Here is a 13,657-nt window from a genome sequence, read left to right as displayed (position 1 = left end):
TGCGACCGCTCACTCAATTTCGAGTCGATGACGGTTGGTGCGCCGTGCGGCCAATATGCAGCTCGGCGCGCAGCTGTTCCGCCATGTGCGGATAGTGCAACTCGAATGCCGGACGCTCCGAGCGGATGCGAGGCAGCTCGGTGAAGTTGTGCCGCGGTGGCGGGCAGCTGGTGGCCCATTCCAGGGAGTTGCCGTGTCCCCAGGGGTCGTCGACAGTGACGGGTTCGCCGTAACGCCAACTCTTGAACACATTCCACATGAACGGAAGCATCGACACACCCAGGATGAACGCCCCGATCGTCGAGACGACATTCAGTGGTTGGAAGCCGTCGGTGGCTAGGTAGTCGGCGTAGCGGCGCGGCATGCCCGTGTTGCCCAGCCAGTGCTGCACCAAAAACGTGGTGTGAAAACCGATCAGCGTAAGCCAGAAGTGCAGCTTGCCCAGCCGCTCATCGAGCAGCCGACCTGTCATCTTCGGAAACCAGAAGTAGATCCCGGCGAAGGTGGCGAACACGATGGTGCCGAACAAGACGTAGTGGAAGTGCGCGACGAGGAAGTAGGTGTCGGTGACGTGGAAGTCGATTGGGGGACTGGCCAACATCACGCCGGACAGTCCGCCGAGCAAAAACGTCGCCAGGAAGCCGACCGAGAACAGCATCGGCGTCTCAAAGGTCAACTGGCCGTTCCACATGGTGCCAATCCAGTTGAAAAACTTGATCCCGGTCGGTATCGCGATCAGATACGACATGAAACTGAAGAACGGCAGCAGGACGGCGCCGGTGGCGAACATGTGGTGCGCCCACACCGCGACCGACAGCGCCGCGATCGACAGCGTCGCGTAGACCATCGGGGTGTAGCCGAAGATCGGTTTGCGGGCGAACACCGGAATGATTTCGCTGATGATGCCGAAGAACGGCAGCGCCACGATGTAGACCTCGGGGTGCCCGAAGAACCAGAACAGGTGCTGCCACAGGATCACCCCACCGTTGGCCGGGTCGTAGATGTGTGCCCCCAGGTGGCGGTCAGCGGCCAAACCGAACAGCGCGGCGGTCAACAGCGGGAAGACCATCAACGCCATGATGGACGTGATCAGGATGTTCCAGGTGAAGATCGGCAGCCGGAACATCGTCATCCCCGGCGCTCGCATGCACACCACCGTGGTGATCATGTTGACCGCGCCCAGAATGGTGCCCAAGCCACCAACGGCCAGGCCCATGATCCACAGATCCCCGCCCACACCGGGGCTATGAACGGCACTGGAGAGCGGCGTGTAGGCGGTCCATCCGAAATCGGCCGCACCACCGGGAGTGATGAACCCCGAGATCGCGATCAGCCCGCCGAACAAAAACAACCAGTACGAGAACGCGTTCAGCCGCGGGAACGCCACATCCGGGGCGCCGATCTGCAACGGCAGCACCAGGTTTGCGAAACCGAACACGATCGGCGTCGCGTAAAACAGCAACATGATGGTGCCGTGCATCGTGAACAGCTGGTTGTACTGCTCGTTCGACAGGAACTGCAGCCCCGGCGCAGCCAGCTCAGCACGCATGAACAATGCCATCAACCCGCCGGTGAAAAAGAACGCAAAGCACGTGACCACGTACATGATTCCGATCAACTTGTGATCGGTGGTGGTCACCAACTTGTAGACGAGGTTGCCCTTAGGCCCTAACCGCGCTGGAAACGGACGACGCGGCTCAAGCCCCAACGACGGAGGCGCTTCGGCGGTCACGAGTTCGTCCTCTCGCTCCTGGCCCATCCCTCGCGACCCGCAGCGGGTTGATCGGGCATCACTCGCCTCCTACCGCGGCTAATATAAATGGATACTATCCTTTAAATGTCGCGAGCGATAGGTCGACGAACGGGGTGCCGGGATGAAGGGTCAAACCCCCCGCCAGGGCCCCCCGGCTGGAACGCGGGCCGGGTAAAATTGACACAGAAAACGCGGCGGGGGCGTGCTGCTGGCACCGCACCAACACTCGAAAGCTATTCGTCGAAGCGGTATTACGCGACTGACCCGGATCCTGATCGATGCGGAGATGCGTATGTGTAACGCACCCACGATCGCGACGCGTTCATTGAGGGCCTCACGCACCTGCCTGCCGGCAGACCCATCCATCGGGAGTGCGGCCGGTCTCAATGAAGCGGGTCAATTCCGCGCTGGTTTGCGGTGGCAGATCGGTGTCGGCATGCGGATAGATGACCGGCTCCTCTTTGGAGTTGTGCTGGTCGAGTTGGTAGAGCAGCTGACGGCAGATATCCGCTAGCCGCCGGCGGTCATTTCCGTCTGCGAGCAGATCTGTCAGGGCGTCTATGGTGCGCCACAGTTCGCCATGCTCGCGCATCATCACGAAGATCGGCATCACCATCCCGGCCTCGCGGATCGGTGGGAACAGGAAGACCTCCTCGAGGTAGATGTGCCGGTGCAGCGCTTCCAATGCCGCGGTCAATGGTTCGGGCTGAACGCTGCCCAACTCGAGCTTCTCGATGAAAGCCTCGATCTGACTGTAGATTTCGTGATGTTCCTGCTTCAGTGCGGTAGATAGCGCCAGGCTGGGCATCATGTCCTCCCCGGTATCAATCTGCGGGCCGGGAAGGTTCGCCCTCGTCGAGGTCGGCGTCAACACTGATCTCGGCACCGGCGAACAATCGCGACACCGGGCACAGGGCAGCAGCCTGGTCCACCACGGCCGCGAACGCCTCGGCGTCCAGCCCGGCTACCCGCGCCCTGACCTTCAGCCGCGACGACGTGATCGTCGGGATGCCCTCGACGGCATCCAGGGTCACAGTGGCCGTGACATCGAGTTGCTGTGGCGGCGTGTGGTTCTCGCCCAGCTTCAATGCCAACGCCATCGCGAAACACGACGAATGCGCTGCCGCCGCCAACTCCTCGGGGCTGGTCTTCCCGCCAGGCTGCTCAGTACGTGAAGCCCAGGTCAGCGGCAGGCCATCCAGCGCCCCGCTGCTGCCCTCCGACAGCCTGCCTTCGCCCTCAGCCAGCGGGCCCTTCCACGTGGTCTGCGCGTGCCGTTCCGCAATACTCATACTCATCGACTCCGTTACGGGGGTTTTTACAAACAATACTTGTGTAAACCCTAGACTGTCGGCACCGCGTTGGCTAGACCTAGCGTCAGGAGTGAATCATGCAGTCGAAGCAAGGCTTCCTCCGAACTCAATGCGGGTAAGCCCTTTTCGACTGACGAACTGGCACAGTGCGATTGCCTCAGGGAGCGAGGACGATCGCATCAGGGTTTCCGGGTTGACTTTTCAGCTGCAACACCTCAGGAAGTGGACGCCGCGGCGTGGGGGGCGGCGCCTTGTCCAGCGCGGGCGCCATGCCGACCCGGATCAGGAGCTGGGGCAGGTCCGTGTGACCTGTCAGCGCCGCGAGGAGTTCGCGGCTGACCGACAACTCAGTCAAATGTGTCACCGGACAGGTGGCCAAGCCGGCCATCGTGCACTCCAGCAGGACGGCCGACAGCGCCTCTCCGCACCACAACGCACTGGAAGGACTGTCATCGTCCGTGGACAGCATCAGGATCTTCGAGTAATCCCATTCGACCTCAGTGCGCCTTTCCCTGTTGTGGGTGAATGGAAAGGCTCGGTTGACGCCCACCCGATCAGTCTCGGCGGCCGAAACCAGAGAACTGTGCGGGATGCCCTCCGACATCTCGAACGGTGCTGTCCACCAATCGAGTTCGGAATGATACGAGGAGTCATACAGGTGCAGCGATTCGGTGAGCCGGGCCGCCTCGGCAAGGCGTGGGCGCATCCCGTCGGGCAACACGTGCAGACGCACCGGGTCGGCGCCGACTCTGCTGAGTAGCACGGGCTCAAACGATTCCCAGCCGGTCGGCCCGAAGAATGGCGCCATGAGCGGAAGCCGGTCGGTGCGCCGTTTCAGGATCACATCGGCGCGGCGGCGCTGGTCATCGGTCACACAGTTCATGGAGGTGAACTCCATTGTGGCCGGGTGCTCGGGGTTGTTTGGATTGGGAAACCGCTCGACATCGGCCATCCATCCCGCGGCCGTCATCGCCACCCGAAGGTGATCGATCACCGCACCGCAGCTGATATGGGCCTCCCGCGTCGATCGATCCGTGAGCAGGACACGGCTGGGATCGAGAAATAGATCCAGCCGACCGCCGTCGGCCACCCAGAGCCACGGTTGACTGTTGTACAGCGACGGGGCCCGGCATGCCAACCGCACCGCATCCTCGATGACCTTGGTTTCCACCGCGGTGCCCGCACCGTCAACCCCCGGTTTTCTCTTTTGTCCCAGGCCATTTCCGAACGGATCGTTGTCGACACGGCCACCGCTCCTTCATCAGATGCCGGCAGGACCCGTCGGGGTGACACACGCCCATTTGTGATGGGATACCTCGGTCCCTTGCGCCGGTGATATTATTAATGAATAATATCCGTTAAATAGCTGAAGAGCAACTGCACCGAGGGGGCGATTGGGGTGGACGACCACAGCGACCACGGAACCGGGCGCGTGGGCGCCACGGGGCGTAACCGGCAACGCGAACGAGTCCTTGAGCTGGTGCGTGAGCATGACGGCGCGGTCGACGCGGCCGAGCTCGCCGTGCAGATGGGACTGCACGTGACCACGGTGCGTTTTCACCTCGACGCGTTGTGCAGCGAAGGAACCGTGGAGCGTACCCGGATCACCCGGGCCGGCGTTGGTCGTCCTCGCACCGGTTACCTCGCGGTGCGGGAGAGGCTGGACTATCGGAGCCTGGCCGAGATTCTGGCGCTGGAACTGGGCAACACCGCCGACAAGCGGCGTCGACGCGCAGAGGCCGCCGGCCGGCGGTGGGCTGAGCGGATCGCGGCCGGGTCAGCGCGCGAACGTGGTGCGGGACTGGATGTTTCGGACAGCGTGGGGCCGAGGAAGACCCTCGAGGGCCAAGCGGCGATGGTCGGGGCGGTTTTCGCGAGGATGGGGTTCGGTCCTGAGTTGACCCCGGCCGCGACGTCGACCGCCGGCAGCCAGCAGACCATTCGCCTGCACGCGTGCCCGGTACGGGATCTGGCCCGTGCCCATCCGGAGGTGGGGTGCGCCTTGCACCGCGGACTGCTGCAGGGCCTCCTCGCGAGTCCAGCCTCCGGAGGCCGTTCGACCGCGTCCCGGCCAGTGATGCAGGCCGAGCTCGAGCCGTTTGTCGAACCAGACCTGTGCCTTGCCAGGGTGATCGCGCATGACTGAGCCGCATGCGCCGCCGGCCAATCGGTCGCGGATCTGGCCGGTCGCGCCGATGTCGAGGCGCTGTTGCGCCGGTTCTATGGCCGGGTGCTGGTCGACGACGTCCTCGCCGAGCCCTTCGCCGCGTTGCGGATCAGTGATCTGGATTCGCACATCCCGGTAATGTGCGACTTCTGGGAGACCGTGCTGTTTCGCGCCGGACTTTACCGGCGCAGCGCATTGCAGGCGCATCGGCAAGTCCACCACCGGACTTCGCTGAGCGGCCGTCACTTCGTTCGCTGGCTGACCACGTGGAACAGCACTGTCGACGAGATGTATCACGGACCCGTCGCTGAGCGCGCGAAAACTCAGGCCGCCAGGATCGCCTGGGCCATGCACCGACGGCTAACGGGCACGGACACACCAGAACTCGACACCCTGGTGGCAAGCTGAACTAAAGTTCGCCCGGCGTGACGCTCTTCATCAGACAGCCTGCCGCACGGTGGGGGTAAGCGGCAGGATTTCCCGCTTTTGGTGCACGGTCAGGTAGCGCAGTCCGTCCGGACCGGCGGTGAGCTGTCGCCGCGATCGTCGTGGTAGCCAGAGCAAGGCACCGGGGCGGAGGTCGATGGTGTCCTGCTCGGTCGTGAGCCGGCCACCGCCGGACAGCACGTGGATCAAGACGTCGACGTCGGCCCCGGCGTGCGTGTCGATTCCGCCGTTGGGTGCCAGCGCGATGACATTCGAGTCCAGGTCTCGCTCCCGAACCTCCAGCTTCCACGCCACTCGGGCGACGTCCGGCTCCACGGCGGCGGCCACAATGTCGGCGGTGTTCGTCACAATCGGCGGGAGCGGCGTAGTGGTGAGTTTGCTGATCCGGATGCGCCAGAGCGTTGGGCCCTTCTCGAGGTACTCCCAGCCGTAGCTGCCGGCGTGATCGACCTCGAATTCCTCATGTAGATGCTTGGGGTCGTGATTGTTGACCAACACGAACGATCCCGCGACCGGGAGGTCGGCGTAGGTGGCGAAGATCGTTGGGTGCTTGTCGGGCTTGCGCAGCTGTCGTACGTCAAGTTCGTTGGCAGCCATATGGATTCGCGCCTCTCAGAGTTTTTACAAGTAGACATGTACAAACATTACCGCATGAGTACGAGGAAGGGAACCTTCCCTCATCCCGATGGCACCAGATGTTCCACACACATCAGATGGTTTGGTGACGCCCGAAGAATTCGTGGTCTTCGTTGTAACCGCCGTAACCGCTGCCGAGCTCGGAGTAGTGCTCGACGAACTCAATGCCCTTGAGCCACTTCACATGCCGGAAGCCATGCTGCAATTCATTGCGTAGCCGCAGCGGCGCCCCGTGGCCGTAGCTCACCGGTTCCCCGTTCATGTCGTAGGCGAGCATGGTCAGATGGTGGCGCATCTGCTCGATCGGGTGTGCAACGTAGTAGATCCCGCCGTCGGCGCCGGGGCCCAGGGAATAGAAGACCACCCATTTGGCCTCGGGCAGCGGTTTGACCCTGTCCATGATCGTCTGCATCGACACGCCACCCCATTTGGCGACACCCGACCAGCCCTGGATGCAGAAGTGCTGGGTGATCTGCTCGTGGTACGGCAAGGCATGCAATTCGGGCAGCGAGAACTCAGTCGGGTTCTCGACGAGGCCGTAGACCCGCAGCCGCCAACCCACGAAGTTGTTCTTCTCTAACTCCTTGTACTCAACGGTTTCCGGGTAGGTGCCGTTGTGCCAGAAGTACGGCGAGATGTCCTTTTCGGTAAACGCCCCCGGCTTTGGATTGGCGTACTCGAACAGCCGCTGCAGCGGCCCGATGAGCGCGTAGCCGACCCGCTGCACCACCCGCGGGTGGCGATGGGTGAGTGGCGTCGCGGCCACCCAGCCGACGGCCACTACCACCATGGCCGCGGCGAAGATCCAAAACCCGACCCAGCTGTTGTCGTCGCGGGCGGCGAACATGTGGTTGAGGTTGCGCAACGCCTCGGTGGCGAAGACCAGCGTGACGTGGACAACGATGAAGAACAGGAAATAGACCAGCACCAGGAAATGCAGCGAGCGAGCAGCCTGGATGCTCAAACGCTTACTGATCACGGTGAGGCGCATCGAAAGCGCCGGCGACATCCCCAGCCCGGTGATGACCGCGAGCGGTGCGGCGATGAAGACGGTGGTGAAGTACGCCAGCAACTGCATTCCGTTGTAAGCCACCCACGTGCTGTCGGTCGGCCAGTCCAGCGAAAGATACTGAATGCCCACCGATACCGCGTTGGGAAAGACGTCCTAGCTGGTCGGCACGATGTGGCGCCACTGCCCGGTAGCGAACAACAGCACGTAGAAGACCGCGCCGTTCAGCAGCCACAAGACATCGACGCCAAGGTGCCACCACCGAGCCAGCCCAATGGAATGACGAATTCCCGGCAATCCCAACTGACGGGGTAGGGCAACCGAATCGTCCTTGGCCGTCCACAGCGGGTCGTCGGGCACCGGCTTGGCCACCCGGAGCCACTCGTCCTTGCCGGGAGTGGCGTTACGACTGAAGTACAGCCGCGGATGATCGCACAGGATCTGAATCCCGGAGCGGATGATGAACATCATCAGGAACAGGTTGAAAAAGTGTGACCAGCCCACCCAGGCGGGGATGCCCGGGGCGACCTCGGAAGGTACGTGGGTACCGGGATAACGCTGGATGAACCCCTGCACGGCCGGCATGTTGTGCAGGCCTTTGCCCACCGCCACCGCCGCCACCAGCAGGGCGAACCCAACGGGAATCAGCCACAGCAGGTTGAACCATCTGTCACGGCCGACCCGCAGTCGCGGCGCGATCGCGCGCTTGTCTTCCAGCCCGCCGGCCCAGGTCTCCGGGTTGACGATGTCCTCAGCCAGGTGCAGCTCTGCGCGATAGCCCAGAGCTTGCTGCCAGTTGCCGCCATCGATGTTGGGATCGAGCTCTGCGCCATCGTGCGCGGCGGTAGCTATGCCGATTCCCGACGACTCGACGTGCCCATCACCGCCACTACTTTCAGCGTGGGATTGTGGGACGTCGAGTTCATTGTCGGGCATCGGATCCCGCACCTTCCCTCGTTTTTACAAAAGGCCTTGTGTAAACTCTACGTCATGACGTACGTGATCGGGAAGCCATGCGTTGACGTGATGGACCGAGCGTGCGTGGACGAATGCCCGGTGGACTGCATCTACGAGGGCGGCCGCGCGCTCTACATCCATCCCGACGAATGCGTGGACTGCGGAGCGTGCGAACCGGTCTGCCCGGTCGAGGCCATCTACTACGAAGACGACCTTCCCGAGGACCTGCAGCCCTATCAAGCGGACAATGCAGCATTCTTTTTCGGAACCCTGCCGGGCCGCGACATGCCGCTGGGGTCACCGGGCGGCGCCGCCAAGCTGGGCCCGCTCGGCGTCGACGCGCCGCTGGTGGCCAGCCTGCCGACGCAGGATTCTCAGATAGCGTGAGCGCTATCGTCAGCTTCTCCGAGGAACGCTCCGGTCGCCGTCGTAGCGTGCTACGGGTATTGAAGGCGGCGCCCGGCCCGATGGGCATCACCGCGATCGCCGAGGTGCTGGGTGTGCATCCCAACACCGTCCGCTTCCATCTGGATACCTTGGTCAGCGACGGCCGGGTGGAGCAGGTCGAGCCGGGCCGCCGAGGGCCAGGGCGTCCGCCGCTGATGTTTCGTGCGATCCGGAAGATGGATCCCGGCGGACCGCGCCATTACCGGCTTCTCGCCGAAATTCTCGCGATGAGCCTTGCCGCCGGCCGCGATCCACGTGCCAGGGCGCTGGCCGCGGGCCGGGCGTGGGGGCGGCGGTTGGAATCGTCGCCGCCACACGGAAAGGAGATGGGGGCAAAGAAATCTATCGACCACCTCATCGGCGTGCTCGACGAGTTTGGATTCGCGCCCGAGCGCCGAAAATCCGGTAAGGAGCAGCAGATTGGCCTGCGGCACTGCCCGTTCCTCGAACTCGCCGAGACCCGAAGCAATGTCGTCTGCCCGATCCACCTTGGGCTGATGCAAGGAGTTCTGGAAAGCTCGGCGGCACCGGTCACCGTCGATCGACTAGATACGTTCGTCGAACCGGATCTGTGTCTGGCCCACCTCAGGCTGGAAGGGACCGCCGGGTGAGCACCGGGGCGGCGATCGCCGTCGCTATCAGCTTCGTGTGGCTGGGCATGGTGCTCGCCATCTCATTTCTGGAGGCGCCGTTGAAGTTTGGTGCACCCAACGTGACGCTGCAGATCGGTCTGGGGATCGGGCGCCGGGTCTTCCGCGCGCTCAACAGCGTCGAGGTCGTGTTCGCCATCGTCGTCGGGGCCATCCTCTTGGCCAGCCCGCCAAAAGCCAGCGTCGTAGTGGCGTTCGTCGTCGTATTCGTCGCGCTGGGCGTCCAGCTCGGAGTGGTACGGCCCCGGTTGAACCGTCGTTCTGACAAGGTGCTTGCCGGCATGAACGCGCCCCGCTCTCGCGGCCACTACGCGTACGTCGGCCTGGAGACGATCAAGGTGGTTGCGTTGGTGGTTGCCGGAAGTCTTCTACTCCTCGCGCGACTTCCGAACTGACAGCGTCGGTTTCAGAGCGGCCCGGAGATCGTCGCCGTGTGCGCGCGGTCGTGGGCGTAGAGTCTTTGGCATGGGCAAATTCAGCGAGAAACTGAAATCCGTGCTCATGCACGATGATTTGTCGGACATTCCAGCCAAGCAAATCCACCGCTGGGAAGACGAGGGCGGTGCGATAGCGCCCAGCCCTAAACGGCCTCGCAGATACATCCGCCGTCGCCGACCGGGTAAGAAGCCCGTCGACGGCGGCACCGCCGTGTGAGGGACGCGGCAGCCTGGGCCGGGGCACCGGAGTCCCGCTTGACCGAGCGGCTTGGTCGAGCGGGCAATTAAGACTGGAGCGGATCCCCTCCCGCCTACGCGCTCGCGACCAGCCCACCTAAGCGCCTACCGAGTTCCGCTGTCGTGCAGCTACAACCGCCCAGCCTCACGTTGTCGCGTCAGGGCAAGCCAACTAACGGAATCCACACGACGATGGAGCTTGTCAGCAGGGTTCACATGCGGAAGCGGTGACGAAACCTTGCGCGAAAAACGTCGCCTCAAACGCGAGGAAGGCAGAAGCCGGCACATGTCAACAACCGCTGAACACATTGGCGCCGCACGCGCACACCGACCGACAATGGCAACCTTGCGATTGCGGTTGAAACCCGCACACCGGTACTGCGGTTTCGTGCAAGGAGGCTGGTGGCTACGATCAACCAGGCTTACCGTACAACTTCCGTCACTGCTTACGGCGCTCTCGCTCCGATTCGGCCCGATCGCTCGGGTGCGCTACCACCAAAGCGATTGGTCCCCAACACCTCCGAGCATCAAACACCAGGGCGACAACGTGATACTTGACGCCAGCAAAGACTCACCGAACGTCATAACAGTCTTCGGTGAACGAATCGGAAGGCTGGCCCTTTTGCTGGTGCCCCCATACGCCGACGCCAGACGACGCGTACACGGCGATGACAACGGCGGCAAGCGTGGGCAATGCTTCCACCCCCGACCAACTACTCGGAATCAGCGAGCAGCAGAGCGCCACGGATCGCGACCGCTCCCCGTTCGCGCTACAGCATCGGGGATGTGCAATGGGGATGTGACGGAGGTCCTGCTCCAGGGTCGCGACCGCAGGACGAATTTGGCGGCGGGTGGTTAGCGTGGCGCGGTGCCGGTTGGGTGTGGGATCGGACATCCGGGATTGATGCTGGCGGTTCGATTGTGATGGTCATAAGGGGTTCCGTGGATTCCCTTGCGCGCGGCCAGGAATCGGGTGATTTTCAACAGCGAACCCCACATCGCGGTGTCACTCTTTCGCCCGGCTGCGCGGGCGGTGGCTCCCGGTATCTGGTCGAGCAGCCGTCGCAGTCCGACATTGGCGTAGACAAGCACTTTGGTAGCGCGTATCCAAGGTGTGAGATTGATGTTCGCCAGGGGAGTTGCGCGAACCATCGCGCGGGTGACGTCTTCGCCGCCGTAATAGGCTAGAAAGCCCAATAGTGGTGTCAACAGGGCATGTTGGAGCCACGTTGGACCGGCGCGGTCATTGACCGCTGCGCTGATCATGGTGTCGGTCCACTCCGACGGGCCACCGGCATACGCAACGATGAAGTCCATTGCCTCGATTGCTTGGGACGCGTTTTTTGGGATGAGTTCCTCGGCAACGCCGAAAACGTAAGCGATGTACGCCCAGTACATCGATGCTGCATCGAGATCGTCGCGACTGCAGGTCCGTCCGTGCGCGTGATCGACGAGCAGCGGACCTAAGCCGAAGCTGATCGCCGCGTTCATCATCATTGCGTTGGAAATCGGATTGCCGTGCTGTGCGAACTGCTCATCTCCCCAAGCGCGGCGCAAACCAGCACGGACTAGTGAATGCATCAGGCGCACCCGCACGGTGTCTTTGAAGGGATTCTCCCAGCGGTCGAGCGCATTGCGGTAGGTCATGTTGTTAAACCAGGCCAGCGTTTCGAGGTTGCGGCGATAAAACGCGTTGACGAAGCGTCCGGTTTGCCCGGTGGCATACGCGACTTCGTCACCAACGAACGTTCCGAATGTGTCACCGACGAACATGCCGAGTTTGCCGGACAGCGATGCGTTGTTCCACAAGCGTCGGCCGGTTTCCCACAACTCGGCGTCATACCAGTCCGGCGGGTTGTCGAGCTGCGCGAACAAAGCCACCAACTCGGCGGGTGGATCGTCTACCGCTCCGATTCCGTGGTCGAGTGCCTGTTCCAGCAGCGCCCTGCCTTCGGCCACCCCAGTCTCACGAAATCGTGCGACGACGGCGTCCATCAACTCGTCGCCCTGCCAAAGGTGGTCGACGAATAAGTCAGTCCACGATGTCGCGCGGGGCACCTCGCTGAACTCGATCCACGGCGCGAGCATCTGCCGTCGTGTGTGGGTCCACATCGGGTCGAATCGCAGACGCGGCGGTGCTGAGCGCAACGCCATGCCAGGTCGCCAGTAATAGTCGTTCGCAACCGCCGATGCACCGGCAAAATCGCCGCGATGGTCGCTGTTTTGGGTCGCGGAAGTCATGTCAAAATGCTGACACGAGCTTTCACTCGCATACAATTCGCGTGGTGACGCAGCAATGAGCAGCCAATCTGGGCAGCCTCGCCGCCTGCCGCGCCAGGAACGCTCGCGTTTGATGGTCAGACGCATCCTGGACGCCGGCCGCGACGTGCTGATCAATCGGGGCTATGACGGCGCGACCACTAACCGGATCGCCGAAGTTGCCGGTATCAGTCCTGGCTCGCTCTACCAGTACTTTCCGAATAAGGATGTGATCGTCGCGGCGGTCATCGACGACTACACTGACGACGTCGTGCGTTCCGTCACCACACATCTCGTCGAGCATGTCGGTACACCCGACGACCGAGCCATCATGCGTCAAACACTGGCCGTGCTGCTCGACGCCATGGAGGACCAACCCGAAGTGCTTCGCGCATTGGTCGAACACGTTCCCCGGTTGGGCTTGGGCGACAAGATCATCGACTTCGAACAAAGAGTCGGCGAACTCGCGATGGCACATTTGCGGCTGCGCTCGGCAACCGGCGAACATACCGACACAGTCGTATGGATTGCGGTGCGAGCGGTTGAACACCTGACTATCCGCTACGTGCTCGACCAACCGCCCATCGCCAGAGACGAATTCCTGGACGAACTCACCGCCCTGCTAGACCATTACTTGAGCCGCCGCTGATTCGCGGAGAGCCTTGTGGAGCGCCTTCATGGAAGGCCCTCACGGTTTACCTGCCCGGGTTCGTCGGGCTCGTCGGGCTTGTCGGGCTCGCAGGACCCGTCGGGCTCGTTGGGGTTGCAGGACTCGTTGGGGTCGCAGGGCTCGTGGGAGGCGGTTTCGAATCGGCCGCCGTCCCACACCAGTCGGCCACATCTTTCGGGTACTGGTCGAGCGGCCCGGGACAACGCTGGCCCGGCGGGAAGTTGGCGCCGGCGTTGAGCAGATCGCAGGGAACGTAAACCTGCTTGCCTTTGGGGGTGTTGGTCAAACACTTCGTCGGCGGCTCGGCATGTGCCTGGACAGGGATGGCGGCCGCCACCAACACAGTGCCGAGCGCCCAAACCAGACGGCGATAGATCATGAGACTCCTTTGGGCGCAGGCCCCCCTGTCAGGAACCGGATGACCGCTCCCGACAGGATGACATTGACGGCGCCGCCTCGCTACCTCCGTCGGTTCGGCCGGCGCGCAGCTCCGACGACATCACACCGTCGTAGAATTGTCACGGCTCTCATTGAGTCGGCCGGCCGCGTTAGCTCAGTTGGTAGAGCGTCGCCCTTGTAAGGCGAATGGCGAGAGTTCGAGTCTCTCACGCGGCTCCATCCCTGTCGGCGCTAGGACATACCGTCTCCAGCGGCCTCAGTATCCGAAGGCTAGCT

At 62.9% G+C, this 13,657-nt stretch carries 14 protein-coding genes, 1 tRNA gene and 1 pseudogene; 9 read left to right on the top strand and 7 right to left on the bottom strand.

All coding sequences use genetic code 11. The annotated features are described in order from the left end of the window. Positions 1–13: 13 nt before the first annotated feature. The 4 genes from ctaD to VGG53_RS19355 form a co-directional block, all read right to left on the bottom strand. Positions 14–1,732 carry a cytochrome c oxidase subunit I gene (gene ctaD, locus VGG53_RS19370; protein ID WP_331519703.1) on the bottom strand — a complete coding sequence of 573 codons (1,719 nt, stop codon included), beginning with the start codon at positions 1,730–1,732 and terminating at the stop codon, positions 14–16. Positions 1,733–2,087: 355 nt separating this feature from the next. Then, positions 2,088–2,561: a hemerythrin domain-containing protein gene (locus VGG53_RS19365; RefSeq protein ID WP_331519702.1), complete on the bottom strand. Its 474-nt coding sequence runs from the start codon at positions 2,559–2,561 to the stop codon at positions 2,088–2,090. Between the two features lie 16 nt (positions 2,562–2,577). Continuing rightward, positions 2,578–3,045, bottom strand: a complete 468-nt coding sequence (locus VGG53_RS19360) for an OsmC family peroxiredoxin (RefSeq protein ID WP_331519701.1) — start codon at positions 3,043–3,045, stop codon at positions 2,578–2,580. A gap of 178 nt (positions 3,046–3,223) precedes the next feature. Continuing rightward, entirely contained in the window at positions 3,224–4,237 is a 1,014-nt protein-coding gene (locus VGG53_RS19355) for an Acg family FMN-binding oxidoreductase (protein ID WP_331519700.1), read from the bottom strand. A 228-nt stretch (positions 4,238–4,465) separates the two neighbouring features. Here VGG53_RS19355 and VGG53_RS19350 point away from each other — a divergent pair, with 228 nt between their 5' ends. Together VGG53_RS19350 and VGG53_RS19345 are read left to right on the top strand one after the other, a co-directional pair. Then, complete coding sequence (locus tag VGG53_RS19350; RefSeq protein ID WP_414689006.1) at positions 4,466–5,212, top strand: helix-turn-helix transcriptional regulator; 747 nt, start codon at positions 4,466–4,468, stop codon at positions 5,210–5,212. A 33-nt stretch (positions 5,213–5,245) separates the two neighbouring features. Continuing rightward, positions 5,246–5,641 (top strand): group III truncated hemoglobin, encoded by a 396-nt coding sequence (locus tag VGG53_RS19345; RefSeq protein WP_331519732.1) that lies wholly within the window; start codon positions 5,246–5,248, stop codon positions 5,639–5,641. A gap of 30 nt (positions 5,642–5,671) precedes the next feature. On the opposite strand, the gene VGG53_RS19340 is transcribed toward VGG53_RS19345, so the two are convergent. Then, positions 5,672–6,277, bottom strand: a complete 606-nt coding sequence (locus VGG53_RS19340) for a DUF2249 domain-containing protein (protein ID WP_331519698.1) — start codon at positions 6,275–6,277, stop codon at positions 5,672–5,674. A gap of 112 nt (positions 6,278–6,389) precedes the next feature. Continuing rightward, positions 6,390–8,261: pseudogene (locus tag VGG53_RS19335) on the bottom strand (molybdopterin-dependent oxidoreductase). A 54-nt stretch (positions 8,262–8,315) separates the two neighbouring features. Between VGG53_RS19335 and fdxA the strand changes: the two are divergent. The 5 genes from fdxA (at position 8,316) to VGG53_RS19310 (ending at position 10,912) form a co-directional block, all read left to right on the top strand. Next, complete coding sequence (gene fdxA, locus VGG53_RS19330) at positions 8,316–8,669, top strand: ferredoxin (protein ID WP_331519697.1); 354 nt, start codon at positions 8,316–8,318, stop codon at positions 8,667–8,669. Beyond that, positions 8,666–9,340: a helix-turn-helix transcriptional regulator gene (locus tag VGG53_RS19325; protein ID WP_331519696.1), complete on the top strand. Its 675-nt coding sequence runs from the start codon at positions 8,666–8,668 to the stop codon at positions 9,338–9,340. Before fdxA ends, VGG53_RS19325 begins: the two co-directional genes overlap by 4 nt. After that, positions 9,337–9,774, top strand: a complete 438-nt coding sequence (locus VGG53_RS19320) for a hypothetical protein (protein WP_331519695.1) — start codon at positions 9,337–9,339, stop codon at positions 9,772–9,774. Before VGG53_RS19325 ends, VGG53_RS19320 begins: the two co-directional genes overlap by 4 nt. Positions 9,775–9,844: 70 nt before the next feature. Then, positions 9,845–10,033 (top strand): hypothetical protein, encoded by a 189-nt coding sequence (locus VGG53_RS19315; protein ID WP_331519694.1) that lies wholly within the window; start codon positions 9,845–9,847, stop codon positions 10,031–10,033. Positions 10,034–10,339: 306 nt separating this feature from the next. After that, positions 10,340–10,912 carry a DUF5994 family protein gene (locus tag VGG53_RS19310; protein WP_331519692.1) on the top strand — a complete coding sequence of 191 codons (573 nt, stop codon included), beginning with the start codon at positions 10,340–10,342 and terminating at the stop codon, positions 10,910–10,912. Here VGG53_RS19310 and VGG53_RS19305 read toward each other — a convergent pair. Beyond that, on the bottom strand, positions 10,909–12,207 hold the full coding sequence (locus VGG53_RS19305; RefSeq protein ID WP_331519731.1) for an oxygenase MpaB family protein: 1,299 nt from the start codon (positions 12,205–12,207) through the stop codon (positions 10,909–10,911). The genes VGG53_RS19310 and VGG53_RS19305 overlap by 4 nt on opposite strands. A gap of 199 nt (positions 12,208–12,406) precedes the next feature. Here VGG53_RS19305 and VGG53_RS19300 point away from each other — a divergent pair, with 199 nt between their 5' ends. Together VGG53_RS19300 and VGG53_RS19295 are read left to right on the top strand one after the other, a co-directional pair. Beyond that, a complete protein-coding gene (locus VGG53_RS19300; RefSeq protein ID WP_331519690.1) occupies positions 12,407–12,961 on the top strand; it encodes a TetR/AcrR family transcriptional regulator in 555 nt (184 codons plus the stop codon). A 563-nt stretch (positions 12,962–13,524) separates the two neighbouring features. Next, positions 13,525–13,600 (top strand) — tRNA-Thr (locus tag VGG53_RS19295). Positions 13,601–13,657: the final 57 nt, after the last annotated feature.

The sequence above is a fragment of the Mycobacterium sp. genome, from assembly GCF_036490025.1.
Taxonomy (GTDB): domain Bacteria; phylum Actinomycetota; class Actinomycetes; order Mycobacteriales; family Mycobacteriaceae; genus Mycobacterium.
The sequence above is the reverse complement of the archived record's forward strand: the minus strand, read 5'-3'. Positions and strand labels throughout refer to the sequence as shown.

Excerpts from the sequence above, each read along its gene's own strand:
- VGG53_RS19365 (WP_331519702.1), bottom strand. The coding sequence starts at position 2,561 with ATGCCCAGCCTGGCGCTATCTACCGCACTGAAGCAGGAACATCACGAA.
- VGG53_RS19360 (WP_331519701.1), bottom strand. The coding sequence starts at position 3,045 with ATGAGTATTGCGGAACGGCACGCGCAGACCACGTGGAAGGGCCCGCTG.
- VGG53_RS19340 (WP_331519698.1), bottom strand. The coding sequence starts at position 6,277 with ATGGCTGCCAACGAACTTGACGTACGACAGCTGCGCAAGCCCGACAAG.
- fdxA (WP_331519697.1), top strand. The coding sequence starts at position 8,316 with ATGACGTACGTGATCGGGAAGCCATGCGTTGACGTGATGGACCGAGCG.
- VGG53_RS19315 (WP_331519694.1), top strand. The coding sequence starts at position 9,845 with ATGGGCAAATTCAGCGAGAAACTGAAATCCGTGCTCATGCACGATGAT.
- VGG53_RS19310 (WP_331519692.1), top strand. The coding sequence starts at position 10,340 with ATGTCAACAACCGCTGAACACATTGGCGCCGCACGCGCACACCGACCG.
- VGG53_RS19305 (WP_331519731.1), bottom strand. The coding sequence starts at position 12,207 with ATGGCGTTGCGCTCAGCACCGCCGCGTCTGCGATTCGACCCGATGTGG.
- VGG53_RS19300 (WP_331519690.1), top strand. The coding sequence starts at position 12,407 with ATGGTCAGACGCATCCTGGACGCCGGCCGCGACGTGCTGATCAATCGG.